Consider the following 25,522-nt stretch of genomic DNA (forward strand, 5'->3'; position numbering starts at 1 on the left):
GGGTTTCGTGACGCGCCCAGGTAGCGGCATGGCCGCCGACATCGACGAGCAACCGGCCGGATACGAGCGGTTGCTCTCCGCCGAGCATGCCGCATCGATCGCGCGGGTGGCCGCATCGATCGCCGAACGCCGCCCCCGGCACGTCGTCTTCACCGCGCGGGGCACCTCCGACCATGCCGCGCTCTACGCCGCCTACCTCACCGAGATCCGCCTCGGCCTGCCAGCCGGCCTCGCCTCGCCGAGCGCCGTCACTCTCTTCGGCGCCCGTCCGGACCTCTCCGACGCCCTGGTCGTCGGCGTCAGCCAGAGCGGTGGCTCGCCCGACCTGACCGAGGTGCTCCGGGCCGCCCGGGACTCGGGTGCGCTCACCCTGGCGGTCACCAACGCGCCGGACTCCCCGCTGGCCGCCACCGCCGACCTCGCCGTGGACATCGCCGCCGGGCACGAACGGGCCGTGGCCGCCACCAAGACGTACACCGCCGAACTGCTCGCCCTGCTGATGCTGGTGGAAGGGGTCCGGGCCGGCGACGGCGCGTTGCCCGCCGAGGTGCGCCAGGCCCTCGCCGGCCTGCCCGAGCTGGCCGCCCGAGCCCTGGCCGACCCCACCGCCGCTCAGCTCGCGCCGCGTTACCGGTTCGCCGCCCAACTGGTCACGACCGGCCGGGGGTACGCGTACCCGACCGCGCGGGAGGCGGCGCTCAAGCTGATGGAGACCTCGTACCTGCCGGCGCTGGCCTTCTCCGGCGCCGACCTGCTGCACGGCCCACTCGCCATGACCGACCCGGACGTGCCGGTGCTGGCGGTGGTCGGCTCGGGCCCGGGTGGCCGGGCGATGGGCGAGGTGCTGCCCCGGCTCGGCGAGCGCCGCGCCGACGTGGTCGTGGTCGGCTCCGCCGAGGTCGACGGCGCCACCCGAATCGCCGTACCCGAGGTCGACGAGCGGTACGCTCCGCTGCTGGACATCCTGCCGTTGCAGCGGCTGGCGCTGGCGCTGGCGCTGGCCCGGGGTGAGAACCCGGACGCGCCGCGAGGGTTGAAGAAGGTCACCGCGACGATGTGACACCGACGTGGCACCCTGGTCGGCGTGTCAACGCTGCGCGATCTCGCCGAGGAGCACACCCACCTGTCCCGGGCCGACGTCGACCACCTGCACCGGATCGCCGGTGACTGGCAGTTGCTGTCCGACCTCTCCTTCGCGGATCTGCTGCTCTGGGTGCCGGTCGACGACGAGGGCAGTTTTCTCTGCGTGGCCCAGGTCCGCCCGACCACCGCGCCCACCGCGTACCAGGACGACCAGGTGGGGCGAATTGTAGGCGGGCCGGAGGTGGCCCACCTGGAGGTCGCCTACCGGCAGGGGCGGATCTGGCGGGAGGGCGACCCGGTCTGGTACGGCGACGTGCCCGCCCGGCACGAGGCGATCCCGGTGCGGCTGCGTGCCACCGACGGTGAGTCCGGCGAGGTGATCGCCGTGGTGGGCCGGGACACCAACCTCTCCACCGCCCGTACCCCCAGCCAGCTGGAGCTGAACTACCTGACCACGGCCGACGACCTGGCGCAGATGACTGCCGACGGCACCTTCCCGCCGCCCCGGCACCCGGGCGAGACGACCTCGGCTCCGCGGGTCGGCGACGGACTCGTCCGGCTGGACGCCGGTGGGAAGGTCACCTACGCCAGCCCGAACGCGCAGTCGGCGTACCGCCGGTTGGGCCACGCCTCCCTCCTGGTGGGCGAGGATCTCGCGGTGCTGCACCGCCGGCTGGCCGGCGACCCCCTGGAGGGCACCGACGCCGCCAACGGCATCCTCGCCGCGTTGCGCGGCGAGGCGCCGCCTCGCCGGGAGATCGACGCGCGCGGTGCGACCATGCTCACCCGGGCCCTGCCGCTGATGCCCGCCGGAGTGCCGATCGGCGCGCTGGTGTTGGTCCGCGACATCACCGAGGTTCGGCGCCGCGACCGTGCCCTGATCACCAAGGACGCCACGATCCGGGAAATCCACCACCGGGTGAAGAACAATCTGCAGACCGTCGCGGCACTACTGCGGCTACAGGCTCGCCGGGTCGCGATGCCGGAGGCGCGGGTGGCCCTGGAGGAGTCCGTGCGCCGGGTGGCGTCGATCGCCCTGGTGCACGAGACGCTCTCCATGTCCAGTGACGAGGTGGTGGAGTTCGACGGCATCGTCGACCGGGTGGCCAGCGCGGCGACCGAGGTGGCGGCGACCGAGGTGACCGTCGGGATGCGACGCAGGGGCACCTTCGGCGTACTGCCGGCGGAGATCGCCACCTCACTGGTGATGGTCCTCAACGAGCTGCTGCTCAACGCCGTCGAACACGGCTTCCCGCCGGCTGCCGAAGACCTGGCGTCCGGCACCGCGCCCGCCGCCGCCCCGGTGCCTGCCGATGATCTCGGGTTGGCCGCGCCCGAGGTGGTGGTGTCGGCCCATCGGTTCCGCAAGATGCTGCACGTGACCGTCGCCGACAACGGGCGGGGGCTGCCGGCCGGTTTCGACGCCGCCGGCGACGGCAAGTTGGGGCTGCAGATCGTCCGGGCGCTGGTCACCGGCGAACTGCGCGGCAGCCTTGAGCTGCGTCCCGGTGCTGACGGCGGCACCGAGGCGTTTCTGGCCGTTCCGCTGGCCCGCACCGCCACCCCCGACGGCCGCTCCGCCGCCTGACCCTGTCCCCGCCCGGGTCAGCGGGTGAGCAGGGCCACGGTGAGGCCGGGATGCGGCCAGACCTGGGTGACGGTGAAATGCGCCCGCAGCGCCTCTCCCTTGGTTCCGGGCACAGCTGCCAGCGGGTCGGTACGCCGACCGGCCAGCACCAGCCAGACCCGGTCGGCCTCGGCCAGGCACTCCGCCTGCCGGTCGCACTCGGTGGCCCACAGGTCGCCGCGTTGCCGCTGCCCCTTCGCCAGCAGCGCGTCCTGGGGGAGCCGGCCGCCGAGGTGGTAGCCGAGACCAAGGTCGAGGAAGAGCCAGCTGTTCCGGGGCGAGTAGACGATCACGTCGCCGGGGCGCCGGCCGTCCGCGACGGTCCGGGCCGCGCCCCGGTAGTCAACCGCCGCGTTGCGCGGCCACTCGTGGGTGTGGCGCAGCGCCACCTGGTCGGGGAGGCCGAGCAGTCCGGTCAGGCCCACCACGACCAGCGCGGCCGGTAGCCGGGCCGTGGCCAGCGCGACGCCGGCCAGCAGGCAGCCGAAGGGCACCACGAAGACCAGATAGCGGGGTACCCACAGGGGCACGACCAGGCCGGCGAGGAAGAGCAGGAGTACCGGCAGCAGCACGGTGCCCGTCGGTAGCAACCCGCGGCGGCCGGCCCGGACGGCACCGAGCGCGGCGAGCCCGACCAGCGCGCCGCCGACCACCCCGCTCTGCGCCACCCCGCCGGCCAGCGCCGCCAGGTCTGCTGGCCGGGTGGTGTCCACCCAGTCGAGCTGTCGGGCCCGCTGGCCCCGGGCCAGCAGGGCCAGGGGGGCTACCGCCGCCGCCACCGGCAACAGAGCGGCCAACCAGAACCGGACCGACCGGTCGCGCGGCAGCCGCCCCTGCTCCTCGTCGCCGGCCGGTCTCGGGTCGCCGGCTGCCGGGCCGCCGGGCCGGGCGTCACCGGTGTCCCTCCGGCCGGCTGTGACGGCGCGCCGGACCGCGGGGGTGAGTACGACGGCCGCGTGGGCGGCGAGCAGGGTGAGGGCGACCAGATGGGTCAGTCCGAGGGCGGTGGTCGCGGCGGCGTAGCCGGTCCAGCGGCGCCAGCCGGGGCGGCGCAGCGCGTTGACCAGCAACAGGGTGCTCAGCACGGCGAGCGCGGTGGCCAGGGCGTAGGGCCGGGCCTCCTGGGCGTACCGGGAGGTGCCGGGGAGCACGGCGAACAGCAGCCCGGCGAGGGTACCGACCCGGGTGTCCCACAGTCGTGCCCCGAGCACGGCGGTCAGGCCGGCAGCCGCGGCCATCGCCAGCGCGGACGGCAGGCGCAGCGTGGCCACCGAGTCGCCGGCCACCGTCACCCAGGCGTGCATGAGCAGGTAGTACGGGCCGGCTGCGGCGTCGATGGTGCCGGCCAGCCGGAGCAGGCCCGCTGCGCCCCGGGTGGCGGCGCTCCAGGTCGCCAACTCGTCGCGCCACGGTTGAGCGGCGTCCAGGCCGGCCAGCGTCACCACCAGAGCCACGCCCGCCGGTACCAGCCACACCGGCAGCGAGCGCATCCGCGTCCCGTCCAGCCGGACGCCCGTTCCGGCGGTCGGGATCGACCTACCGGACAGATCCCCCATGCGGTGAGCCTGCCACACGGTCGCGCTCCGGGTGGCCGCAGCGACCGCCCGTGATGTGGGATCCCGCACGTGCTTATTGGCCGCTCCGTGCCGGGTGTGGCAACATGACGCTCATGACTGCCGCTGTGGTCCGCCGCTTCGTGGCTCGCCGCCACGTCGATTACGGCCGCGTACGCAGCGCCATCTGTCCGGCTCCCTGACGACGCCCGAGACCATTTCTGCCCGGGCACGCAGCGCGCCGGCCGGTCAAGACATCGCCGTCCACGGCCCTTCCGGAATCCGGTCGTCGCGTCCGCGTAGCCAACCGAGGCACAGCAGACAACGGAGGACGCCGCGATGGCAGTCAGTGAGATTCCGGCCCGCTCCGGGGATGCTCCGGGGCGCCCGGCGCGGACGCCCCGACGCCCTCGTGGCGAGGGTCAGTGGGCGCTCGGGCACCGGGAGCCACTCAACCCCAACGAGCGGATCAAGAAGGACGACGACCCGCTCAACGTGCGTGACCGGATCGAGAACATTTACGCCCACCGCGGCTTCGCCTCCATCGACCCGCAGGACCTGCGTGGCCGGTTCCGCTGGTGGGGCCTCTACACCCAGCGCAAGGCGGGTATCGACGGTGGGCGTACCGCCGTGCTGGAGCCGCACGAGCTGGAAGACGAGTACTTCATGCTGCGGGTGCGCGTCGACGGCGGCCAGCTCGATCTGGCGCAGCTGCGGACGATCGCCGAGATCTCCCGGGAGTTCGCCCGGGACACCGCCGACATCACCGACCGGCAGAACATCCAGTACCACTGGATCCGGGTCGAGGACATGCCGGAGATCTGGCGGCGGCTGGAGTCCGTCGGCCTGCAGACCACCGAGGCGTGCGGCGATTGCCCCCGCATCGTGCTGGGCAGCCCGGTGGCCGGGGTGGCCGAGGCCGAGCTGGTCGACCCCACCTCCGCGATCGACGAGATCGTCCGGCGGTACGTCGGCGACAAGCAGTACTCCAACCTGCCCCGCAAGTTCAAGTCGTCGATCTCGTGGCTGGTGGACACCCCGTACGAGGCGAACGACATCTCCTTCCTGGGCGTCGATCATCCCGACCACGGCCCGGGGTTCGACCTGTGGGTCGGCGGCGGCCTGTCCACCAACCCGATGCTGGCCCAGCGGCTCGGCGTCTGGGTGCCGCTGGCCGAGGTGCCGGACGTCTGGGCGGGGGTGGTCGGCATTTTCCGCGACTACGGCTACCGCCGGCTGCGGCACCGGGCCCGGCTGAAGTTCCTGCTCGCCGACTGGGGTGTGGTGAGGTTCCGCGAGGTGCTCGAGAAGGAGTACCTGGGCCGGACGATGCTCGACGGGCCCGCCCCGGAGCTGCCGGACAAGCCGATCGACCACATCGGCGTGCACGTCCAGCGGGACGGCCGCAACTACGTCGGTGCCGCTCCGGTGGTCGGGCGGGTGTCCGGCAGCCAGCTGGCCCAGCTCGCGGACGTGGTCGAGTCGCATGGCAGCGGTCGGGTGCGACTCACCCCGTACCAGAAGCTGCTGGTGCTCGACGTGCCGCCGGAGCGGACCCGGTCATTGGTCGACGGGCTTCGGGGGATCGGCCTTGATGCCTCTCCGTCGGCCTGGCGGCGCGGCACCATGGCCTGCACCGGCATCGAGTACTGCAAGCTCGCGATCGTCGAGACCAAGGCGCTCGGCGAGGATCTGGTGGCCCGGCTGGAGCGGCGACTGCGCGATTTCGACGCGGACATCTCCATCCATATCAACGGCTGCCCGAACGCCTGCGCCCGCACCCAGGTCGCCGACATCGGCCTCAAGGGCCAGCTGGTTACCGGCCCCGACGGCCGTCAGGTGGAGGGATTCCAGGTGCACCTCGGCGGTGGGCTGGGCATGGCGGAGGGCCGGACGTCCGGCTTCGGGCGCAAGCTGCGTGGCCTGAAGACGACCGCCGAGGAACTGCCCGGGTACGTCGAGCGGCTGGCCCTGCGCTACCTGGCCGGCCGAACCGAGGGTGAGACGTTCGCCAACTGGGTGATCAGGGTCGACGAGGAGGAACTGCGATGAGCGGCGAAACCCGAGCAGCCCCGCTGTACTGCCCGTACTGCGGGGAGGAGGACCTGCGCCCGAGCGAGACCGGGCACGGCGCCTGGGAGTGCCACGCCTGCACCCGGGTGTTCACGGTCCGCTTCACCGGCCTGCTCTCCCGGGCGGTGACCAGTTGAGCGCCCTGGTCTCCGCGGCCGGGTTGGGGCTGATCGGCACCGATGCCCAGGCTTCCGCGGATCCGGGCGGACGTGGTGACGAGCTGCGCCAGTTGGCCGAACGGGCCGGCCGGGAGCTTGAGGGCGCACCCGCGACGGAGATCGCCCGGTGGGCCTTTCAGACGTTCGGCGACCGGTTCTGCGTCACCAGCTCGATGGCCGACGCGGTGCTCGCCCACCTGGTCTCCCGGGTGGCGCCCGGGGTGGACGTGGTGTTCCTGGACACCGGCCTGCACTTTCCGGAGACGCTGGCGGTCCGCGACGAGGTGGCCCGCACGCTGCCGGTCAACGTCCGTTCCATCCGGCCCCGGCTCACCGTTGGCCAACAGGACGGCGTGTACGGGCCCCGGCTGTTCAACAAGTCGCCCGACGAGTGCTGCCGGCTGCGCAAGGTGGAGCCCTTGGAACGGGCGCTGACCGGTTACGACGCCTGGGCGGCCGGCCTGCGTCGTGACGAGTCGCCGACCCGCGCCAACACTCCGGTGGTGGCCTTCGATCCGCGCCGCGGCAAGGTGAAGGTCAACCCGATCGCGGCCTGGACGCAGGCGGACGTCGACGCGTACATATCCCGATGGAACGTGCCGGTCAACGAGCTGTTCCGGCGCGGTTACGGCTCGATCGGTTGCTGGCCGTGCACCCGGCGGACGGGCGCGGGCGAGGACGCGCGCGCCGGCCGCTGGGCCATGTTCGAGAAGACCGAGTGCGGCCTGCACGTCTGACCGGTGCCGGCCTCGTCCGACCCGGCGGGCGCGGGACCGCCTGCGATCCGCTGCTGCTGGTCGCCCACGGCAGCCGGGATCCGCGGGCGGCCGAGGCGACCAGGGCGCTGGCCCGTTCGGTCGCCGCGGCCCGCCCCGGAACGCCGGTGCTGGCAAGTTGGCTCGACCATACCGAGCCCGGCCCGACGGCGGCGTTGCGCGGGCTGGCCGTGGCGGGTCACTCCCGGGTGGTTCTGGTGCCGCTGTTGCTGACCGCCGCGTATCACCGTCGGGTGGACATCCCGGCGGCGGTGGCGGCGGCCCACCAGGCCGGTCCGCCGATCAGCGTGCGGGTCACCGACGTGCTCGGCCCGGTGGGCGCGGAGGCGGATCCGGCGCTGCTGGCCGGGTTGCGGCGGCGGCTGGCGGAGGCGGATCCCGGCCGGTTCGACGCTCTGGTGCTGGCCGCCGCCGGGAGCCGCGATGTCGGGGCGCGGGGGTCCGTCGGCCGGGTGGCCGAGGCGCTCGGCGTGGCCCTGGGGACCCGGACGCGCGTCTCGTACGCCTCAGCGGCACCACCGGCCGTCGACGTCGCGGTGGCGCGACTGCGGGCGGGTGGCGCGCGGCGGGTGGCGGTGGCGGCGTACTTTCTGGCACCCGGGCTGTTCCATGACGCGGTGGTGGTGGCGGCCGGCGAGGCGGGCGCGGTGGCGGTGGCGGCCCCGCTGACGGACGCACCCGAACTGGTAGACCTGGTGCTGCGCCGGGTGGATGCGCAGGCAGGTGCGGGCGGCTGAGTCCGCCGAGGCGGCGAACCGTGCGACCGGGGTGGGCTGTGCGGCCACTCGTCGGCGGGCAGCAGAACGCCCCGGGCGGGCTGCGCCGGCCGGGGCGTTCTCGCTTGGTGCGGGTGTGATGGTCAGGCGGAGTGAGCGCGCAGCACCCGGAGGCCGCCGCGACGCTTGACAGCGCGCCGCTCCTCCTCGCTCATTCCGCCCCAGACGCCAGCGTCCTGACCGGACTCGAGCGCCCACTGCAGGCACTGGTCGGTCACGGAGCAGCGCCGGCAGACGGCTTTGGCCTGCTCGACCTGCAGGAGAGCCGGACCGGACGTCCCGATCGGGAAGAACAGTTCCGGGTCCTCGTCGCGGCAGACAGCATGGTGACGCCAGTCCATGGCGGCAACACTCCTCATTCTGGATGGGTGGCAGATATTGCTTGTTGGTGCTTTTCCTATATGCATCCGCAATGCCGGCGGTGACGGTTCGCGTTCACCATTTGGGCAGTGCGTGAGCAGGCTGTTGGTGCCGGGGGCCCTGCTGGAACCGCTCAACCTGCCGAGCATATCCAGGCAATGTCCCGGTAACTCAAGTTCGCTTGTGAATACTTTCACGAACTTACGCGATGTCAAGGGTGACGCTCGGAAAAACTCCGGACGGTGAGCAAGCCCACAACCCTTTTGTCCGGGTTCCAGATCGCCCTGGCTACCCGGCCTGTCACAGTCGAGGATCAATATAGTACAGTCCGCCGCGCATTGCTGGCATTTCCGGCATCCGTCCAGGTGTCGCAGTCGTCGACCGTCGAGGTCACGCCGACCAACTCACGCCGGTGGTACCGGAGACCTAACAGATTACTCTGAGTGCGGCCGGAACGGAGGTGAATCTGACTTTTTCCCGCTCGCCAAGATAGTCGCCATCGAGTTGAAATGCCTGCGGACGGCTTGCGACCAGCGTGAACTCGCCCACGTCGTGTAGCCGAAGAACTTGTCGACCGCGCGGATCGGGCGTGGCGGAGAAGAATTGTGTGACTGTGCGTGTCGTGCTGGCAACGCCCAGCTGGCGTAGCGCCAGTATGTCCAACCCGAGATCGAACGACGCCTCCGGGTTGGGGTGGACCTCCCGGTCTCCGATGTAGGTCCACGGAGCGGTGTTCTGCACGATGACCGTGGCGAGTTCGCTCTCTGTCGTCTCGCCCGGCCGCTCCACCTGGATCGCCGGGTGCCGCCGCTCCGCCCCGACGAGCAGCTGCGCCGAGAAGGCCCGGAAGTAGAGCGTGGGAGAGGGCACCCGCCCGCGGCGACGCGCCTCCTCGACCCGGTGGATCACCGCCGCGTCGAGCCCGAAGCCAGCGCAGAAGGTGAAGTAGCGGTCGTCGGCCCGGCCGAGTCCGATCGTCCGGTGCCGGCCCAGCCGCAATCCCTCCAGGATCATGCTGGCGCCCTCCGGCCACTCGCGAGGTAGGCCGAGCGCCCGGGCGAAGACATTGGTCGAGCCACCCGGCACGGTGGCCAGGGCTGGCAGCCGCTCGGCGCTCGATGCCTCGCCGTCGACGGTGGTCGCCGTCATCAGCCCGTTGACCACCTCGTTGACCGTGCCGTCGCCGCCAAGGGTGACCACCGCGTCGACGCCCTCCTCAGCGGCCTCCCGGGCCAGCGTGGTGGCGTGACCACGCTGGCGGGTGTAGCGCACGGAAAGGTCGACCTCACTACGCAGCGCGCGGACCAGTACGTCCCGCGCACGCTCGCTGGTGGTGGTGGCCTTCGGATTGACCAGCAGGACGGCCCGCATGGGCGGCACTGTACCCGGGGACCTCACGGGTATCGTGACCGCGTGACGACCGACCCCGACCTGACGCCGGTCACCCTCCGTTGGGCAGTCCGGCTGTTGTGGGGTCAGGCGGTCGCCGTCGGGTTGGTCGCCGCCTGGCTGGTCTTCGCCAACCTCACCACCGAGGCCACCGATCTGACGTCGGCGCTGATGGTCACGGCCTTCGCGGTCGGCGTCGCGGTGGCGCTCTGGGCGCTGGGTAACGCGCTGTTGCGGCGCCGGGCAGGCGCGCGGGCCCCCGCCATCGTGCTCCAACTCATGCTGCTGCCGATCGGCTGGTTCATGATCCAGGGCGGGCTCGGCTGGCTCGGTGTCCCGCTGATCGCGCTCGGTATCGGCGTCACCTGGCTACTGGTGAGCCCGCCCACCACCCGGGCGCTGGGCTTCGAGTGAGGTGATCCGCGGGGGAGCCCTCACCAGCCGGAGGCACGCCGGGTGAGCAGGGAGATAGTGGCTCTGCCGTCGGCCGCGCCCGCCGCCGCCGACGTAGTCAGCGCGGTGAGCACCTTCCACGCGAACGACGACTCCGCCGGAAGCCCGGCGCCCGGCACCGTCGGCACGGTCACCTCGACGGTCAGCGCATCCTCGGTCACCGAGAAGCGACAGTCGAGGTCGGCGCCCGGCGTGGCGATGGCGAGCAGCATGGCGCAGGCCTCGTCCACCGCGATGCGCAGATCCTCGATCTCGTCGAGGGCGAACTGAAGTCGGGCCGCGAGGCCGGCCGTGGCGGTGCGGAGAACGCTGAGATATCCGCCTTCCGCAGGCACGGTGAGGTGCACGACATCATCGTCGTTCGTCAGTTGGCCGGTCAGTTGAGTCACCACTCATCCCCCCGATCGGGGACTCTACCCGCTCCGGTGGCCGGACGGTCAGCACGGCGGTCGGACCGGGCCGTACGGCCCGATCCGGACGTGGCCGGAGAGCCGGGGGCGCGTCGGCGGCCGGCGCGTCCCGGTGAGGACTCGTCGGCCGCCGACGCAGTTGCCGTACGCGGGCGACGTCACGCCTGCTTGGTCTCCCAGAAGATCTTTGAAATCTCGTCGATCTTCTGCAGCAGCTCGTCCGCCTTGGTCGGGTCGGTGGCGCCCTTGGCGCCGGCCGCGCCGGCCAGCTTGGTGGCCTCGTTGAACAGCTGGTGCAGGTTCGGGTACTTCTCGAAGTGCGGGGGCTTGAAGTAGTCGGTCCACAGCACCCAGAGGTGGTGCTTGACCAGATCGGCGCGCTGCTCCTTGATCAGGATCGCCCGGGTGCGGAACTCGGGGTCGGTGTTGGCCTGGTACTTCTCGCAGATCATTTTCACCGACTCGGCCTCGATCCGGGCTTGCGCCGGGTCGTAGACCCCACAGGGCAGGTCACAGTGGGCGCTCGCGGTCACGCGGGGCGCAAGGATGCGTGGAAGTCGCATCGGGATCCTCCATGGGAAGTTTGCGATGATCCATGACGACATTACTCCTGGAGAGTGGTCCCCGAGGCCGCTGGAGGTGAAACCCGTGCCCGTGCCCCGGCTGCGGTGGCCGCTGTCGGCCGTGCTGGTGACCGGCCCGTCCATGGCGCCGACGCTGCGCCACGGCGACGCGGTGCTGGTCCGTCGCGGTGGCCGGGCGACCCGGCCCGGCGACGTGGTGATCGCGGTCTTCCGTACCCGTCCCGACCTGCTGGTGGTCAAGCGCGCGGTTCGCCCGGCCGGCGGCGGATGGTGGCTGTATGGGGACAACACCCTGGTCACCGACGACTCCCGGGCCTACGGCGTCGCCGACGTGCTGGGCCGAGTGGTGGCCAGATACTGGCCCCGGCCCGGCCGGGTGGCGTCAGATCGGTTATGACCCTGCTCACATGCCGCCCCCGTGGGCGTGACTATGCTCGGAAGTGCCCGGGTGACCCCCCGCACCGCGCGCCGCCGCTCGCTCGCCTCACCGTGCGCCCGACCGGCTGGTCCAGCTGCTCGACCTTCCTGGAGTCACCATGTCTTCGTCCACCATGGACCCCGCTGATCCCGTCTTCCAACTGCACCGGGGCGGCAAGATGGCCATCGTCTCGACGGTCCCGTTGACCAGTCGGGACGACCTGTCCCTCGCGTACACCCCGGGTGTGGCCCGGGTCTGCGAGGCGATCGCCGCCGATCCGAACCTCGCCCACGACTACACCTGGGTCTCGCACGCCGTCGCGGTCGTCACCGACGGCTCGGCGGTACTCGGCCTCGGCAACATCGGGCCGAGAGCCGCGCTGCCGGTGATGGAGGGCAAGGCCGTGCTGTTCAAGCAGTTCGGCGGGATCGACGCGGTACCGGTCTGCCTGGACACACAGGACGTCGACGAAATCGTCGCGACGGTCAAGGCGCTCGCGCCGTCGTTCGGCGGCATCAACCTCGAGGACATCAGCGCGCCGCGCTGCTTCGAGGTGGAGCGCCGGCTCGACGAGGCGCTGGACATCCCGGTCTTCCACGACGACCAGCACGGCACTGCGATCGTCGTGCTGGCCGCGCTGCGGAACGCCGCGGCACTGCTCAACCGCAAGCTCGGTGACCTGCGGGTGGCCGTCAGCGGCGCCGGTGCCGCCGGAGTGGCGGTGACCAGGATGCTGGTGGCCGGCGGGGTGGACCCGCAGCGGGTGGTGGTCTGCGACTCCCGAGGCATCATCTCCCGGCAGCGCACCGGCCTCACCGGCACCAAGGCTGAACTCGCCGAGCTGACCAACGCCGACGGCCGGCAGGGCGACGTCACCGAGGCGCTGCGCGACGCCGACGTGCTGATCGGCGTCTCCGGCGGGCAGATCCCCGAGCAGGCGGTGGCCGGGATGGCGCCGGGCGGGATCGTGTTCGCTCTGGCCAACCCCACCCCGGAGGTGCCTCCGGAGGTGGCCGCGCGGCACGTCGCGGTAGTCGCCACCGGCCGCAGCGACTATCCGAACCAGATCAACAACGTGCTGGCCTTCCCGGGCGTCTTCCGGGGCGCGATGCAGGCTCGGGCCAGCCGGATCACCGACGCCATGAAGGTCGCGGCGGCCGACGCCATCGCCTCCGTGGCGGCCGACGCGCTGACCCCGGAGGCCATCGTGCCTTCGCCGCTCGACCCCCGGGTCGCGCCCGCCGTCGCCGAAGCGGTCGCCGAGGCCGCCCGCCACGACGGCGTCGCCCTTGCCTGACGTGTAAGGAAGGGCCCCCTCCTAACGTCTCCGGTAGCGGAAGGGGCCCTTCTTAACAGTGGCTCGGCTTGTTACGGTGCGGATCATGCGTGCCGCCTTCGCCTCCCGTTTCGACGCCGCCGACCCGCTCGCCGCGCTCACCGTCGGCGAGCAGCCCGAGCCGAGCCTGCCCGACGACGACTGGGTGACGGTGCGCGTCACGGCCAGCTCGCTCAATCACCACGACCTGTGGTCGTTGCGCGGCGTCGGGCTTCGCGCCGAGCAGCTGCCGATGATCCTCGGCTGCGATGCGGCCGGGGTCGACCCGGACGGCAACGAGGTGGTCGTCTACCCGGTGGTACCCACTCCCGATGACCCGCGCGGGATGTCCATTCTCTCCGAGCACCGTCCCGGCACCCTGGCCGAGCGGGTGGCCGTACCCCGGTCGAATCTGCTGCCGCTGCCGGCGGGACTGGCGGCGACCGACGCTGCCTGCCTGCCGACTGCCTGGCTCACCGCGTGGCGGATGCTCACCGCGAAGGGCCGCGTCGACGAGGCCGAGGCCGTCCTGGTCCAGGGCGCCGGGGGCGGCGTGGCCACCGCGGCGGTCGCACTCGCCGTCGCGATGGGCAGGCGGGTGTACGCGACCAGCCGCGATGCCGCCAAGCGGACCCGGATCGCCGGGCTGGGGGCGACCGCCGTGGAGCCCGGCGCACGGCTACCCGAGCGGGTCGACGTGGTGATCGAGACGGTCGGCGCGGCCACCTTCGACCACTCGCTGAAGTCGGCCGCCCCAGGGGCGCGGATCGTGGTCTCCGGTGCGACGGCCGGGCACGAACCGAAGGTCAACCTGCGTCGGGTCTTCGCCATGCAACTGGAGATCCTGGGCACCTCGATGGGTACCCCGGGCGAGCTGACTGAGCTGCTGGCCTTCTGCGCCGAGCGGGGGGTGCGCCCAGAGGTGGACAGCGTGGTGCCGTTCAGCCGGGTCGCTGACGCGTTCGCCCGCCTGCACTCCGGAGACGTCTTCGGCAAGGTCGTCGTCGACCACACGGCGTGAGCCGCGGTGTTGGGCGGGGACCCCTGCCCCGTCTGAGGCGTTGAGCAGGGGCCCTTCCTTCGGTTAGAGATGGTTGTCGAGGGTGGCGATACCGCCGCGGGCGCTGACGGTGGGGATGCGTTCCTTGGCTGCCGCATCGCCGTAGAGCGTCCAACGCAGGAACTCGATGGTGGTGTCGGCGACCACCCGCAGCGAGGTGCCCTCGTCGTCGCGTAGCAGGGCCCGACCGTGGTCGCCGTCGGGCAGGCTCAGCATCGCCTTGGGCCAGGGCACCTTGTCGTACACGGCCTTGCCGGCGGAGTACTGCACCACCTCGTCGGCCTCGCCGTGCACGAACAGTTGCGGGGCGGAGGCACCGGCGAAGGCGGTACCCACCCCGAGGGCGGTGCCGGCGAAGACGATCCCGGCGGCCAGCCGTTCGTCCCGGCCGGCGGTGAACAGCCCGATGGTGGTGACTGCGCCCGCCGAGTGGCCGGCGGCGGCGACCCGGTCGGCGGCCAGCCGGCCACGCAACGGATCGCCGTCGCGCCCGTCGAGGGCGAGCACCCGGGTCAGGGCGTACGACACGTCGGCTGGCTGGTTGAGCACGTCGAGCACGTTGTTGTCGTCGCCACGCCCGGAGGTGTTCGGGAACCTCGGCGCGGCCACCACGAAACCGGCCGACGCCCAGCGCGTCAGCAGGGCGGCGTAGTCGGTCGGCCGACCGCCCAGGCCGTGACTGAACATGACGACCGGGAACTCTCCGTCAGCGCCCTCCGCCGAGTCCACCGGCTCGCCACCGGTTCGACCCGACGCCGGATACCAGATGGTCACCGGCAGTGGCCGGTTGTCGTCGCGGTTCAGCTTCAGCTGCCGTACGCCGACCGCGAAGGCGCCTTCCGGTGCGCTGCCGGCGGCAATCGCCGGGGACGGACTCGCCGCCGGTGGTGTGGAGGCGGTGAGCTGCGGGGCGGGCGGATCGGCCCACCCGGCAGGCTCGCGGTCGGTGGAACAACCCACCAGCGTGCCGGCGAACAGCGTGGCGGCGATCAGGACTGAGGCGGCGCGACGGGACATGGCTCCGATTGTGCCTCGTCCACGAACCCGACCGGGCGGCTGCCGGCGCCCGGCGGGCCGTGGGGCGGCCTGGGTGGACCGGTTTCGCTAAGGTTCCCGACATGGCTGAGAACTACACGGACCCGAGCGGCAACACCGAGGCGTTCCGCGCCTTCGTGAACCCGGACGCTCCGGCGCAGGCGGCGTCGCGTACCAAAATGATCGTCGGGGCGGCCGTGGTCGCGGTGGTGCTGATCGCGCTCGCCACCTGGCTTGCCCTCGGCTGAGCCGCCCGCCCGGGCGGTCAGCCGCCGGACACCACCGCCCGGGCGGCCCGGGCAATCTCCCGTTCCTCGTCGGTGCTGACGACGCAGACCGCGACCTCCGCGCCGTCCGGTGAGATGAAGCGGTCGCCGCTGCCCGCGTTGCGCTCCGGGTCGACGGTGATGCCGAGCCGACCCAGTCCGGCCAGGGCCGCCGCGCGTACCGGCTCGGAGTGCTCACCGACACCGGCGGTGAAGGTGACCGCGTCCACCCGGCCGAGCAGGGCGTAGTACGCCCCCACGTAGCCGGTGAGCCGACGGCAGTATGTGTCGAAGGCGAGCACCGCCGACTCGTCCCCGGCCGCCCGCCGGGCGAGCACCTCACGCATGTCGTTGACGCCGGTCAACCCCAGCAGCCCACTGCGGTGATTGAGCAGGTCGTCGATCTCGTCGACGCCCAGCCCGCCCTCGCGGCGCAGGTGGAACACGACGGTCGGGTCGAGGTCACCGCTGCGGGTACCCATCACCAGGCCCTCCAGCGGGGACATCCCCATCGAGGTGGCGATGCTGCGCCCACCGGCGACCGCGCAGGCGCTCGCCCCGTTGCCCAGGTGCAGGGTGATCGTGTTGACCTCGGAGTACGGGCGACCCACCAGCTCCGCTGTGCGACGGGAGACGTACGCGTGCGAGGTGCCGTGGAACCCGTACCGCCGGATGCCGTACCGCTGCGCGACGTCCCGGTCGATGGCGTACGTGGCGGCGGAGTCCGGCAGCGTGTGGTGGAACGCCGTGTCGAAGACAGCCACCTGCGGCACCCCCGGCAGCGCCTCGCGGGCCATCGCGATGCCGGCCAGGTTCGCCGGATTGTGCAGCGGCGCCAGCGGCACCAGGTCGGTGATGGCGGCCAGCACCGCGTCGTCCACCAGGGTCGGTGCGGTGAACCGTCGCCCGCCGTGCACCACCCGGTGGCCCGCGGCGACAAGGCCAGTCAGGTCCAGCCCGGCCAGGATCTGCCGGACCGCACTGGCGTGGTCGGCCGGACCGCCGCCCGGTTCACCGACCCGTTCGACGACGCCCCTGTCGAGGACGTGATCGTCGTCGTACAGCCGGTACTTCACCGACGACGATCCGCAGTTGAGCACGAGCACGCTGCTCATGACGCCTCGGCGAGCGCGGCGGCCTGGATGGCGGTGATCGCCACGGTGTTCACGATGTCCGGCACAGTAGCCCCCCGAGAGAGATCGTTGACCGGCCGGCGCAGGCCCTGCATGACCGGCCCGACGGCGACCGCCCCGGCCGAGCGCTGCACCGCCTTGTACGTGTTGTTGCCCGTGTTCAGGTCCGGGAAGATGAAGACCGTGGCCCGGCCGGCGACCGCACTGCCGGGGAGCTTCATCGCCGCCACGGCCGGGTCGATGGCAGCGTCGTACTGGATCGGTCCCTCCACGGCCAGCTCCGGCCGCCGCTGACGGACCAGCGCGGTGGCCGCCGCGACCTTCTCCACGTCCTCTCCGGCGCCGGAGCTGCCGGTCGAATAGGACAGCATCGCCACCCGGGGTTCGATGCCGAACCGGGCCGCGGTGTCCGCCGAGGAGATCGCGATGTCGGCGAGCTGGGCGGCGTCCGGGTCGCGGTTGACGGCACAGTCGCCGTACACCAGCACCCGGTCGGCGAGCAGCATGAAGAAGACGCTGGAGGCGACGGAGACCTCCGGCAGGTTCTTGATGATCTCGAATGCGGGCCGGATGGTCGCCGCGGTGGTGTGGGTGGCGCCGGAGACCATGCCGTCGGCGTGGCCCGCCCACACCATCATCGTGCCGAAGTAGTTCGGCTGCGCCACGATGTCGTGCGCCAGCTCGACGGCGACCCCCCGGTGGGCGCGCAGCTTCGCGTACGCCTGGGCGAACTCCTCGCGCAGCGGGCTGGTCGCCGGGTCGGCCACGGCCGCTCCGGCGATGTCGACGCTCAGCTCCCGGGTACGCCGCGCCACGTCGTCGGGGTTGCCGAGCAGGGTCAGGTCGGCCACTCCCCGACGGAGCAGGATTTCCGTGGCGCGCAGGATCCGTTCCTCGGTGCCCTCTGGAAGGACCAGGTGGCGACGTCGGGCGCGGGCCCGGTCGATCAGGTCGTACTCGAACATCAGCGGGGTGACCCGCTGCGAGCGGCTGACCGCGAGCCGGCGGGCCAGGTCGTCGGTGTCCACGTTGGTCTCGAAGGCGCCGAGGGCAGCCTCCACCTTGCGGGCGTTGGCCGCGCTGGGCCGCCCCTCGATCCGGCTGGAGGCGGCGACCGTGTCGTAGCTGTCGCTGGCGACGCTGAGCACCGCGAGGCCGGTGTTCAGCCCCTCGAAGAGCCGCAGCGCCCGAGGATCCGGCTGCTCGTCGAGGGTGAGGACCAGCCCGGCCACCGAGACCTGGCCGGCGACATGCGCGGCGCTCGCCGCCACCAGCAGGTCGTCCCGGTCGCCGGGGGTGATCACCAGGCAGCCGTCGGTCAGGTGCTCCAGCAGCGTCGGCACGTGCGCCGCGCCGACCACGTAGTCGAGCACGTCGCGGCCGAGGGCCGCCTCGTCGCCGACGAGCAGCGTCGCGCCGAGCGCGGCGGCCACCTCGGCCACCGTCGGCGCCGACACGCTCGGCACCTCCGGGATCGCGTACGCCGGCACCGGCAGCTCGGGCATGGCCATCGGCTCGGGTACCCGGTTGGCGATCACCGCGAGCACCGTCGCGCCGAGGTCCACGAGATCGAAGTACGCCCCGCGGGCCGCCGCCGCGATCGCCTCCGGCGACTGGCCGTACCCGTCGATGACCGGCACCACCACGCTGCCGAACTCGGTCGCCAGCCGGGCGTTGAAGGCCAGCTCACGTGGGGTGGCGCCGTCGCCGGAGTAGGCGAAGTCGCTGCCGACCACCACGACGGCCGCGCACTGCTGTTCGATCGCGCGGTAGCGCTGGACCACCCGGGAGATCAGTTCTTCCCGCCGGCCGTTCGAGACCAGGGCGGTGGCCTCGGCGTAGGTGGCTCCACCGAGGTCGACCGGGTTGATGTCCACGCGGTAACGCTCGCTGAGCAGCGCGATGATGTGATCGGGGCCGGTCGACGGCACCAACGGGCGGAACACGCCGATCCGCTCGACCTGTCGGGAGAGCAGTTCGGCGAGGCCGAGTGCGATCGTCGACTTGCCGCCCCCGGATCCCACGCTGGTGAGGTAGACGCTGCGGGCCATGCCGTCAACCTACTCGGTCTGGTGGTCGACGTGGATCTACTCGTCGTCGGGGTCGTCGAGGCGGGCGAGCCAGGTGGCGAACCGTTCGATCGGGGTCTCGAACTCGGGGTTCAGGTCGACGAAGTCGCGCAGCCGCTCGCCGAGCCACTCCAGGGTGACCTCCTCGCCGCCCCGCCGCTCAACCAACTCCTCGATCCCACGATCCGTGAAGTACACAGAACTGTCCTCTCATCCACCGCAACCCGTCCCGTCCCGCTCCGCCGTCGCCCCGCCCCGCCCCGCGTCGATCTAGGGGTTATGGTCGTCGATAGAGATCGACAAGCGACGACGACCCCTAGATCGACGAGGTTGGGAGGGTCAGGGCCGGGGGAGTGCGGCCTCGATCAGGGCGGCCTGCTCGACCTCGTGCATCTTGGCCGAGCCGACGGCCGGGGCGGCGGCGGCAGGCCGGGAGATGCGGCGAAGCCGCACCCCGTCGAGGTGTTCCAGCAGGTTGAGCGCGACGAACGACCACGAGCCCTGGTTGGCCGGCTCCTCCTGCACCCAGGCGAAGTCCTCCGCGTTCGGGAACTGGGCGAGCGCGGCCCGGATCTCTTCTACCGGCAGCGGATAGAGCTGCTCCAGCCGGAGGACCACGGTGTCGGTGACGCCGCGCTCCTGCCGGGCCTGGAACAGGTCGTAGTAGACCTTGCCGGAGCAGAGCAGTACCCGCTTGACCTGCTCGTGGGCCGGGGCGGCCTGGTCGGCCAGCACGGTGGCGAAGGTGCCGGTGGTGAAGTCGGCCACGGAGGAGACGCAGAGCTTGTGCCGTAGCAGGGACTTCGGGGTGAACACCACCAGCGGCTTGCGCTTCGGCGAGAGGGCCTGGCGCCGCAGCAGGTGGAAGTAGTTGGCCGGCGTGGTCGGGATGGCCACCCGCATGTTGTCCTCGGCGCAGAGCTGGAGGAACCGCTCCGGGCGACCTGAGGTGTGGTCCGGACCCTGACCCTCGTGACCGTGCGGCAGCAGCAGGGTGACCGCGGAGCGCTGACCCCACTTCACCTCGCCGGAGGAGATGAACTCGTCGATCACCGACTGGGATCCGTTGACGAAGTCGCCGAACTGCGCCTCCCAGCAGACCAGCGCGTCGAGGTTCTCCACGGAGTAGCCGTACTCGAAGCCCATCGCGGCGTACTCGGACAGCAGCGAGTCGTGCACGAAGAAGCGGGAGCGCTCGCCGTCGCCGGTCAGCGACTTCAACGGCAGGTAGTCGTCACCGGTCCGGGCGTCGACCACGGAGGCGTGCCGCTGCACGAAGGTGCCACGGCGGGAGTCCTGCCCGGCGAGCCGGACGGTCACCCCGTCGTGCAGCAGCGCGCCGAGGGCGATGATCTCGCCGAAGCCCCAGTCGATGTTGCCCTCGACGGCCATCCGGGCCCGCCGGTCGAGTAGTTGCTGGATCCGCTTGTGCGGAGTGAAGCCGTCGGGCAGGTTGACGTGCGCCTCGCCGATGGCCCTGACGACCGCCGCCTCGGTGGCCGTCTGCACCTGCGGCTCCGGCTCGTCCTGCCGCGGTGGACGGCGCACCTGGCGCGGCGCGCTGGCCGCGTCGCGGGTGGCCTTGAAGACCCGCTCCAGCTGCGACTGGTAGTCGCGCAGCAGCTCCTCGGCGTCCTCCACGGTAATGTCGCCCCGCCCGATCAGCTCCTCGGTGTAGAGCTTGCGGACCGAACGCTTCGAGTCGATGATCCGGTACATCTGGGGGTTGGACATCGAGGGGTCGTCCCCCTCGTTGTGGCCCCGCCGCCGGTAGCAGACCAGGTCGATCACGACGTCCTTGTTGAATGCCTGCCGGTACTCGAAGGCCAGCCGGGCGACCCGGACCACGGCCTCCGGGTCGTCGCCGTTGACGTGGAAGATCGGTGCCTGGATCATCCGGGCCACGTCCGTGCTGTAGAGGCTGGAGCGGCTGTATTCCGGGGCGGTGGTGAAGCCCACCTGGTTGTTGACCACCACGTGCACCGTCCCGCCGGTGCGGTAGCCGCGCAGCTGGGAGAGGTTGAGCGTCTCGGCCACCACGCCCTGCCCGGCGAAGGCCGCGTCACCGTGCACCGCCAGCGGCAGCACGGTGTAGCCCTCCAGCTTGAGGTCGATGCGGTCCTGCTTCGCCCGCACGATGCCCTCCAGCACCGGGTCTACTGCCTCCAGGTGGGAAGGGTTCGCCACCACCGAGACCTTGACCGAGTGGTCGCCGCCCGGGGCGGTGAACTTACCGTTCTGGCCGAGGTGGTACTTCACGTCGCCCGAGCCCTGGGTGGAGCGTGGGTCCAGGTGCCCCTCGAACTCCGAAAAAATCTTCTCGTACGGCTTGCCGACGATGTTGGCCAGCACATTGAGCCGGCCCCGGTGGGCCATGCCGATGACGACCTCGTCCAGCCCGCCCTCGGCGGATGCCTCCAGCACCTCGCCGAGCAGCGGGATCAGCGATTCGCCGCCCTCCAGCGAGAACCGCTTCTGGCCGACGTACTTGGTCTGCAGGAAGGTTTCGAACGCCTCGGCGGCGTTGAGCCGGTTCAGCACGTGCTTCTGCTCGTCGGCCGGCGGCTTCTCGTACTTGCGCTCGACCCGCTCCTGGATCCACCGGCGCTCCGCCGGGTCCTGGATGTGCATGTACTCGATGCCGAGCCGCCGGCAGTACGAGTCGCGTAGCACACCGAGAATTTCCCGCAGCCGCATCCGCTGCCGGCCGGCGAAGCCGTTGACGGGGAAGGTGCGGTCCAGGTCCCAGAGGGTCAGCCCGTGCTGGAGGACGTCCAGATCCGGGTGCTTTCGGATCTTGAACTCCAGCGGGTCGGTGTCGGCCATCAGGTGACCGCGAACCCGGTACGAGTGGATCAGCTCGTGTACCCGTGCGGTCTTGTTGATCTGGCCTTCGCTGTCGACCGCGACATCGCGCATCCAGCGCACAGGCTCGTAGGGGATGCGTAGCGAGGTGAAGATCTGGTCGTAGAAGCCGTGCTCGCCGAGCATCAGCTCGTGCATCGCCTTGAGGAACTCGCCGGACTGGGCGCCCTGGATGATCCGGTGGTCGTAGGTGCTGGTCAGCGTGATGACCTTGCTGACTGCCAGCTCGGCCAGGGTGGCCTCGCTCATGCCCTGGTACGGCGCCGGATACTCCATGGCGCCGACCCCGATGATGGCGCTCTGCGCCTGCATCAGTCGTGGCATGGAGTGCACCGTGCCGATGCCGCCGGGGTTGGTCAGCGAGATGGTGGTGCCGGAGTAGTCCTCCATGGTCAGCTCGTTGCGGCGGGCACGTCGGACGACGTCCTCGTATGCCTGCCAGAACTGCCGGAAGTCCATTTTCTCGCAGCCCTTGATGGAGGGGACCACCAGGTTGCGGCTTCCGTCGGGCTTGGTCAGGTCGATGGCGATGCCCAGGTTGACGTGCTCCGGACGGACCATCGCCGGTTTGCCGTCGACCTCGGCGAAGGAGTTGTTCATCTCCGGGTGAGCGACCAGGGCCCGCACCAGGGCGTACCCCACCAGGTGGGTGAAGCTGACCTTGCCACCACGGCCCCGCGCGAGGTGGTTGTTGATCACAATGCGGTTGTCGACCAGGAGCTTGGCCGGCACGGCGCGGACGCTGGTCGCGGTCGGCACCGCCAGGGAGGCGTCCATGTTCTGCACGATCTTGGCGGCTACTCCACGCAACGGCGTGGTCTGCGGCCCGGTCGCGGTCGGGGCGGTCTGTGCCGGCCGGCTCTTCGCCGGTTCGGCCTTGGCCGCCGCCGGCCTGGCCTTCGCCGGGGCGGGAGTGGGTCGGCTCTCGGTCCTGGCCGGTGCTGCCTTAACGTCCGGTGCTGCCTTAACGTCCGGTTCGGCCTTGGTGGCCGGCGTGCTCTTGGCAGCCGGTTGGGTCCTGGCCGGTGCTGCCTCCTTCGGCTCGGCCGAGGCGGCGGCTGGCTGGCCGGCGCCGTCACCGTCTGCCGCGCGGACGCTGCCCGGGCCGGGCCGGTAGTCGGCGAAGAAGTCGTGCCAGGCCGGGTCGACGCTGGTGGGGTCGGCGAGGTAGCGCTGGTACATCTCCTCGACGATCCACTCGTTCGGGCCGAAGCCCGCCAGTGGGTTCTCCTGCGAAGTCTGCTGGGTCGACACGGCCGGTAATCGCCTCTTTCACGCGGGTCTGTGGATCACGCGGTGGGGGGCCGGTGGCGTCGGGACGGACGCGCACAGGTGGGTTCCCAGGCTACGCCGTACCGGGCCGCAGGGCATTTCCGCCTCCGTCGCGTGGTCCGATTCACAATAGATGCCGGAAGTTCGGTAAGCGCTGCGTATCCCGTTGCTCGCCGCGAGCAGCCGGCGGGCCCGGTTCGTCGGTTGTCCACCGGTGAACCGGGCCCGCCGGCCGCTCGCGGCCCGAGTCAGGAGATGTCGCGCCGCCGGGTGATCAGGATGCCGGCCAGTCCGCTGACCATGGCGTAGCCCACCAGCACGAGCGCGCCGACCCACCAGGCGGGCAGCATCTCGTTCTCGCCCGGCGTGATCATGATCTGTGACGCGGCTGCCGGCCAGACCACCTGCCACTTCATCACGGCCACGTTGTCCAGCAGGTTCGACAACAGCAGGAAGAGCAGGCCCACCACCTGGGTGCCGATCAGGTAGAGCACGGACGCGGTGATCACCGCACCCAGCTGGTTGGTGATCAGGGTGCCGATGCCGACCCCGAGGACCGTCCAGATGGCGTACGCCATCAGGTTGAGCAGCAGTGCCCGGTGAACCTCCCACTCGCCGAGCTGCGTGCCGTAGTCGTTCAGCGACAGGAACGCCGCACCGGCGGCCAGGTCGATCACCGTGGTCACCAGCCAGAAGGCGAAGCCGAGCAGGCTGGCCGCGATGAGCTTGCTGACGATCACCGAGGTGCGCCGCGGGGTGGCCAGGAACGTGGTGGTCGCGGTCTGGTGGAAGAACTCGTTGGTGACCATGAGGATGCCGATGAGCATCACGAACATCAGGCCGAGGTACTGGCCGGAGGTGTAGAGGTTCGCTGCCTGAGCCGGCGCGGACGCGGCGTCGCCGGTGTAGCCGAACTCCTCACCACCGCCGCTGAGGGTCTCGCTGGCCAGCCAGGCGTTGAGGGCGAAGGCCAGAGCGATCGACAGGAACGCCCCGATCGCCAGCCACCACCAGGTGCTGGTCGTACGGATCTTGAGTAGTTCGGCGCGGACGAGGTTGCTCATCGGATGCCCGCCTTTCCAGCCGTCAGTTCCAGGAACACGCGTTCCAGGTCGGGTCGTTCAGTGGTCAGCTCGTGCAGCTCCACCCCGGCGGTCAGCGCTGCCCGGCCCACCGTCGGGGCGTCCACCCCGGCGATCAGCAGAGCGCCCTGCCCGTCGGCCTCGACGGTGGCCGGCCCCTGGGCCAGCGCGGCGGTCAGCGCGTCGGCCTGCGGGGTGTGGACCCGCACCCGGACGCCCTGCGCCATCGAGCCGATCACCTGGTCGACTGTGCCCTGCCGGACCAGCTGCCCGGCCGCGATGATCACCACGTCGTCGGCCAGCAGCTGCATCTCCGAGAGCAGGTGACTGGAGACCAGCACGGTGCGACCCTCGGCGGCCAGGCCTTTGAGGAATCCGCGCATCCACCGGATGCCCTCCGGGTCCAGCCCGTTGGCCGGCTCGTCGAGGATCAGCACCCTCGGGTCGCCGAGCATCGCGGCGGCGATACCGAGCCGCTGCTTCATGCCCAGTGAGTAGCCCTTGAACTTGCGCTTCGCCGCCGGGGTGAGCCCGACCAGGGCCAACGCCTCGTCGGCCCGCCGCGCGGGCAGCCCGGCCGCCGCACAGATCACCCGCAGGTGGTTGATGCCGGTACGGCCCTTGTGCGCGCTGGACGCCTCCAGCACGGCGCCGACGTGTCGCAGCGGGTCGGCCAGGTTGGGGTACCGGCGGCTGCCGATGGTCGCCGTGCCGGCGGTCGGGGTGACCAGATTCAGCAGCATGCGCAGGGTGGTGGTCTTGCCCGCGCCGTTCGGGCCGAGGAAGCCGGTGACCCGGCCCGGTTCGACCGTGAACGACAGGTTGTTGACCGCGAGCACGTTCTTGTACTGCTTGGTCAGGCCGGAAACCACGATCTGCGCGTCATTGGTGGGGCTTGACTGCCCGTCGGACATCGTTCTCCTCCCGCGTCGGCGCCGGAATGCGCCGTTGCACAGCCTGGCGGTAGCTGTCAACCAAATCAATCGGGCTCGCCCCGGAGATCGTGATCCGCCTCAGGCAGGAGTCGTCTCATCCCCAGGTACGAGCCGATCGACGGCAGTGCCTACACCGCGATCCAGGTGGCCCGGGCGCGGCCGAGCAGAGCGCCGTCGGGTGCGTACAGGCTGGTCCCCACCTGCGCCTTGCGGCCCTCGACAGCGAACGCCGCACCGGTGACCACGCACTCGTCCCCCGGGCGGGGCAGCGCCTCGATCCGCGCCGTGATCCGGCCGAGCACGTACGTGCGGCCGGCACCGATCACCACCCAGCCGCCGGGGCAGTCCAGGGCGGCCCAGAGCGTGGCCACGCCGACCTGCCGGGGTATCCGTACCGGCGCGGCCGTCCGGCCGTCCGGCAGGCGTCCGGGAAAGATCCGCAGGCCGTCGGCGCGGTCCGGGCCGCAGACGTAGCAGCCGGGGAACGGATGGTTCACCAGTCCCGGGTACGCGGCCGAGGCGGCCCGGGCGGTCGACAGGTCGACCGGCGGCACCGGGCTGCCGCCGAACTCCTCCGCGGGGCGCAGTAGGGCGACCACCTCGCCGGCCGGGTCACGAACCTCCCCGTCGACCAGGGCGAGCGGGGTGTCCAGCGGTGGCGGTCGGCGCAGGGTGACCTCGACCGGCCCCTGCCCGCCGTGGGCGGCGGCGAAGACACCGGCGCTCCAGCCGCCGTTGCCGGATCCTAGTGGCCCGTTGAAGCGCGCCTCGATGATCACCGGGATTCCCTCCACCGTGCCACCCGGCCGCGTCGCCGGGACACCGGCAGC

The 25,522-nt window shown here is 71.5% G+C and carries 24 protein-coding genes; 11 read left to right on the top strand and 13 right to left on the bottom strand.

All coding sequences use genetic code 11. The features are described from left to right. The first annotated feature begins 28 nt into the window (after positions 1–28). A complete protein-coding gene (locus tag ACFHWY_RS03335; RefSeq protein WP_416578678.1) occupies positions 29–1,060 on the top strand; it encodes an SIS domain-containing protein in 1,032 nt (343 codons plus the stop codon). A 24-nt stretch (positions 1,061–1,084) separates the two neighbouring features. Next, the gene (locus ACFHWY_RS03340; protein WP_416578549.1) at positions 1,085–2,671 is read left to right on the top strand and encodes a histidine kinase N-terminal domain-containing protein; all 1,587 of its coding nucleotides are present in this window, start codon (positions 1,085–1,087) and stop codon (positions 2,669–2,671) included. A 17-nt stretch (positions 2,672–2,688) separates the two neighbouring features. Here the strand turns inward: ACFHWY_RS03340 and ACFHWY_RS03345 are convergent, their stop codons facing one another. Continuing rightward, on the bottom strand, positions 2,689–4,200 hold the full coding sequence (locus ACFHWY_RS03345; RefSeq protein ID WP_416578679.1) for a glycosyltransferase family 39 protein: 1,512 nt from the start codon (positions 4,198–4,200) through the stop codon (positions 2,689–2,691). A gap of 402 nt (positions 4,201–4,602) precedes the next feature. Here ACFHWY_RS03345 and ACFHWY_RS03350 point away from each other — a divergent pair, with 402 nt between their 5' ends. The 4 genes from ACFHWY_RS03350 to ACFHWY_RS03365 are packed head-to-tail and all read left to right on the top strand — an operon-like array spanning position 4,603 to position 8,007. Next, positions 4,603–6,315, top strand: a complete 1,713-nt coding sequence (locus tag ACFHWY_RS03350; RefSeq protein WP_416578550.1) for a nitrite/sulfite reductase — start codon at positions 4,603–4,605, stop codon at positions 6,313–6,315. Further along, positions 6,312–6,473, top strand: a complete 162-nt coding sequence (locus tag ACFHWY_RS03355) for a hypothetical protein (RefSeq protein WP_416578551.1) — start codon at positions 6,312–6,314, stop codon at positions 6,471–6,473. The genes ACFHWY_RS03350 and ACFHWY_RS03355 overlap by 4 nt, the downstream gene beginning before the upstream one ends. After that, a complete protein-coding gene (locus tag ACFHWY_RS03360) occupies positions 6,470–7,231 on the top strand; it encodes a phosphoadenylyl-sulfate reductase (protein WP_416578552.1) in 762 nt (253 codons plus the stop codon). The genes ACFHWY_RS03355 and ACFHWY_RS03360 overlap by 4 nt, the downstream gene beginning before the upstream one ends. Further along, complete coding sequence (locus ACFHWY_RS03365) at positions 7,213–8,007, top strand: sirohydrochlorin chelatase (protein ID WP_416578553.1); 795 nt, start codon at positions 7,213–7,215, stop codon at positions 8,005–8,007. The genes ACFHWY_RS03360 and ACFHWY_RS03365 overlap by 19 nt, the downstream gene beginning before the upstream one ends. A 122-nt stretch (positions 8,008–8,129) precedes the next feature. Here ACFHWY_RS03365 and ACFHWY_RS03370 read toward each other — a convergent pair whose 3' ends face one another. Continuing rightward, on the bottom strand, positions 8,130–8,387 hold the full coding sequence (locus tag ACFHWY_RS03370; protein WP_007072794.1) for a WhiB family transcriptional regulator: 258 nt from the start codon (positions 8,385–8,387) through the stop codon (positions 8,130–8,132). A 445-nt stretch (positions 8,388–8,832) separates the two neighbouring features. Beyond that, positions 8,833–9,777 (bottom strand): diacylglycerol/lipid kinase family protein, encoded by a 945-nt coding sequence (locus ACFHWY_RS03375; protein ID WP_416578554.1) that lies wholly within the window; start codon positions 9,775–9,777, stop codon positions 8,833–8,835. A gap of 42 nt (positions 9,778–9,819) precedes the next feature. Between ACFHWY_RS03375 and ACFHWY_RS03380 the strand changes: the two genes are divergently transcribed. After that, positions 9,820–10,209 (top strand): hypothetical protein, encoded by a 390-nt coding sequence (locus tag ACFHWY_RS03380; protein ID WP_416578555.1) that lies wholly within the window; start codon positions 9,820–9,822, stop codon positions 10,207–10,209. 20 nt (positions 10,210–10,229) lie between these two features. On the opposite strand, the gene ACFHWY_RS03385 is transcribed toward ACFHWY_RS03380, so the two are convergent. Together ACFHWY_RS03385 and sodN are read right to left on the bottom strand one after the other, a co-directional pair. Next, a complete protein-coding gene (locus ACFHWY_RS03385) occupies positions 10,230–10,637 on the bottom strand; it encodes an anti-sigma regulatory factor (protein WP_416578556.1) in 408 nt (135 codons plus the stop codon). Between the two features lie 179 nt (positions 10,638–10,816). Then, entirely contained in the window at positions 10,817–11,221 is a 405-nt protein-coding gene (gene sodN / locus ACFHWY_RS03390; RefSeq protein ID WP_416578557.1) for a superoxide dismutase, Ni, read from the bottom strand. Positions 11,222–11,246: 25 nt separating this feature from the next. Between sodN and ACFHWY_RS03395 the strand changes: the two genes are divergently transcribed. The 3 genes from ACFHWY_RS03395 to ACFHWY_RS03405 all read left to right on the top strand — a co-directional run bounded on the left by ACFHWY_RS03395 (position 11,247) and on the right by ACFHWY_RS03405 (position 13,996). After that, positions 11,247–11,639 (top strand): S24/S26 family peptidase, encoded by a 393-nt coding sequence (locus ACFHWY_RS03395; protein ID WP_416578558.1) that lies wholly within the window; start codon positions 11,247–11,249, stop codon positions 11,637–11,639. A 139-nt stretch (positions 11,640–11,778) separates the two neighbouring features. Further along, positions 11,779–12,957, top strand: a complete 1,179-nt coding sequence (locus tag ACFHWY_RS03400; protein WP_416578559.1) for an NAD(P)-dependent malic enzyme — start codon at positions 11,779–11,781, stop codon at positions 12,955–12,957. A gap of 76 nt (positions 12,958–13,033) precedes the next feature. Beyond that, positions 13,034–13,996 carry a zinc-binding dehydrogenase gene (locus ACFHWY_RS03405; protein ID WP_416578560.1) on the top strand — a complete coding sequence of 321 codons (963 nt, stop codon included), beginning with the start codon at positions 13,034–13,036 and terminating at the stop codon, positions 13,994–13,996. Between the two features lie 63 nt (positions 13,997–14,059). On the opposite strand, the gene ACFHWY_RS03410 is transcribed toward ACFHWY_RS03405, so the two are convergent. Further along, a complete protein-coding gene (locus ACFHWY_RS03410; RefSeq protein ID WP_416578561.1) occupies positions 14,060–15,052 on the bottom strand; it encodes an alpha/beta hydrolase family protein in 993 nt (330 codons plus the stop codon). A gap of 101 nt (positions 15,053–15,153) precedes the next feature. Here ACFHWY_RS03410 and ACFHWY_RS03415 point away from each other — a divergent pair, with 101 nt between their 5' ends. Next, a complete protein-coding gene (locus tag ACFHWY_RS03415; RefSeq protein WP_416578562.1) occupies positions 15,154–15,318 on the top strand; it encodes a hypothetical protein in 165 nt (54 codons plus the stop codon). Positions 15,319–15,335: 17 nt separating this feature from the next. Here ACFHWY_RS03415 and ACFHWY_RS03420 read toward each other — a convergent pair whose 3' ends face one another. From ACFHWY_RS03420 to ACFHWY_RS03450, 7 genes are all read right to left on the bottom strand, one after another. Continuing rightward, on the bottom strand, positions 15,336–16,451 hold the full coding sequence (locus ACFHWY_RS03420; protein WP_416578563.1) for an acetate/propionate family kinase: 1,116 nt from the start codon (positions 16,449–16,451) through the stop codon (positions 15,336–15,338). After that, positions 16,448–18,520: a phosphate acetyltransferase gene (gene pta / locus ACFHWY_RS03425; protein WP_416578564.1), complete on the bottom strand. Its 2,073-nt coding sequence runs from the start codon at positions 18,518–18,520 to the stop codon at positions 16,448–16,450. The genes ACFHWY_RS03420 and pta overlap by 4 nt, the downstream gene beginning before the upstream one ends. A gap of 36 nt (positions 18,521–18,556) precedes the next feature. Beyond that, a complete protein-coding gene (locus ACFHWY_RS03430) occupies positions 18,557–18,736 on the bottom strand; it encodes a DUF6104 family protein (RefSeq protein ID WP_416578565.1) in 180 nt (59 codons plus the stop codon). Between the two features lie 141 nt (positions 18,737–18,877). Next, entirely contained in the window at positions 18,878–22,657 is a 3,780-nt protein-coding gene (locus ACFHWY_RS03435) for a multifunctional oxoglutarate decarboxylase/oxoglutarate dehydrogenase thiamine pyrophosphate-binding subunit/dihydrolipoyllysine-residue succinyltransferase subunit (protein ID WP_416578566.1), read from the bottom strand. A gap of 266 nt (positions 22,658–22,923) precedes the next feature. Next, positions 22,924–23,739, bottom strand: coding sequence for an ABC transporter permease (locus ACFHWY_RS03440; RefSeq protein WP_416578567.1), 816 nt, complete (start codon positions 23,737–23,739; stop codon positions 22,924–22,926). Then, positions 23,736–24,671: an ABC transporter ATP-binding protein gene (locus tag ACFHWY_RS03445; RefSeq protein WP_416578568.1), complete on the bottom strand. Its 936-nt coding sequence runs from the start codon at positions 24,669–24,671 to the stop codon at positions 23,736–23,738. Before ACFHWY_RS03445 ends, ACFHWY_RS03440 begins: the two co-directional genes overlap by 4 nt. Positions 24,672–24,820: 149 nt before the next feature. Beyond that, entirely contained in the window at positions 24,821–25,471 is a 651-nt protein-coding gene (locus ACFHWY_RS03450; RefSeq protein ID WP_416578680.1) for a hypothetical protein, read from the bottom strand. Positions 25,472–25,522 lie beyond the last annotated feature (51 nt).

The sequence above is a fragment of the Micromonospora sp. LOL_024 genome (genome assembly GCF_048060415.1).
In the GTDB taxonomy this organism is placed as follows: domain Bacteria; phylum Actinomycetota; class Actinomycetes; order Mycobacteriales; family Micromonosporaceae; genus Micromonospora.

Bases quoted from the DNA above. Each gene is read 5' to 3' on its own strand.
- ACFHWY_RS03335 (WP_416578678.1), top strand. From the start codon at position 29: ATGGCCGCCGACATCGACGAGCAACCGGCCGGATACGAGCGGTTGCTC.
- ACFHWY_RS03345 (WP_416578679.1), bottom strand. From the start codon at position 4,200: ATGCGCTCGCTGCCGGTGTGGCTGGTACCGGCGGGCGTGGCTCTGGTG.
- ACFHWY_RS03350 (WP_416578550.1), top strand. From the start codon at position 4,603: ATGGCAGTCAGTGAGATTCCGGCCCGCTCCGGGGATGCTCCGGGGCGC.
- ACFHWY_RS03355 (WP_416578551.1), top strand. From the start codon at position 6,312: ATGAGCGGCGAAACCCGAGCAGCCCCGCTGTACTGCCCGTACTGCGGG.
- ACFHWY_RS03370 (WP_007072794.1), bottom strand. From the start codon at position 8,387: ATGGACTGGCGTCACCATGCTGTCTGCCGCGACGAGGACCCGGAACTG.
- ACFHWY_RS03375 (WP_416578554.1), bottom strand. From the start codon at position 9,777: ATGCGGGCCGTCCTGCTGGTCAATCCGAAGGCCACCACCACCAGCGAG.
- sodN (WP_416578557.1), bottom strand. From the start codon at position 11,221: ATGCGACTTCCACGCATCCTTGCGCCCCGCGTGACCGCGAGCGCCCAC.
- ACFHWY_RS03395 (WP_416578558.1), top strand. From the start codon at position 11,247: ATGATCCATGACGACATTACTCCTGGAGAGTGGTCCCCGAGGCCGCTG.
- ACFHWY_RS03400 (WP_416578559.1), top strand. From the start codon at position 11,779: ATGTCTTCGTCCACCATGGACCCCGCTGATCCCGTCTTCCAACTGCAC.
- ACFHWY_RS03410 (WP_416578561.1), bottom strand. From the start codon at position 15,052: ATGTCCCGTCGCGCCGCCTCAGTCCTGATCGCCGCCACGCTGTTCGCC.
- ACFHWY_RS03415 (WP_416578562.1), top strand. From the start codon at position 15,154: ATGGCTGAGAACTACACGGACCCGAGCGGCAACACCGAGGCGTTCCGC.
- ACFHWY_RS03420 (WP_416578563.1), bottom strand. From the start codon at position 16,451: ATGAGCAGCGTGCTCGTGCTCAACTGCGGATCGTCGTCGGTGAAGTAC.
- pta (WP_416578564.1), bottom strand. From the start codon at position 18,520: ATGGCCCGCAGCGTCTACCTCACCAGCGTGGGATCCGGGGGCGGCAAG.
- ACFHWY_RS03440 (WP_416578567.1), bottom strand. From the start codon at position 23,739: ATGAGCAACCTCGTCCGCGCCGAACTACTCAAGATCCGTACGACCAGC.
- ACFHWY_RS03445 (WP_416578568.1), bottom strand. From the start codon at position 24,671: ATGTCCGACGGGCAGTCAAGCCCCACCAATGACGCGCAGATCGTGGTT.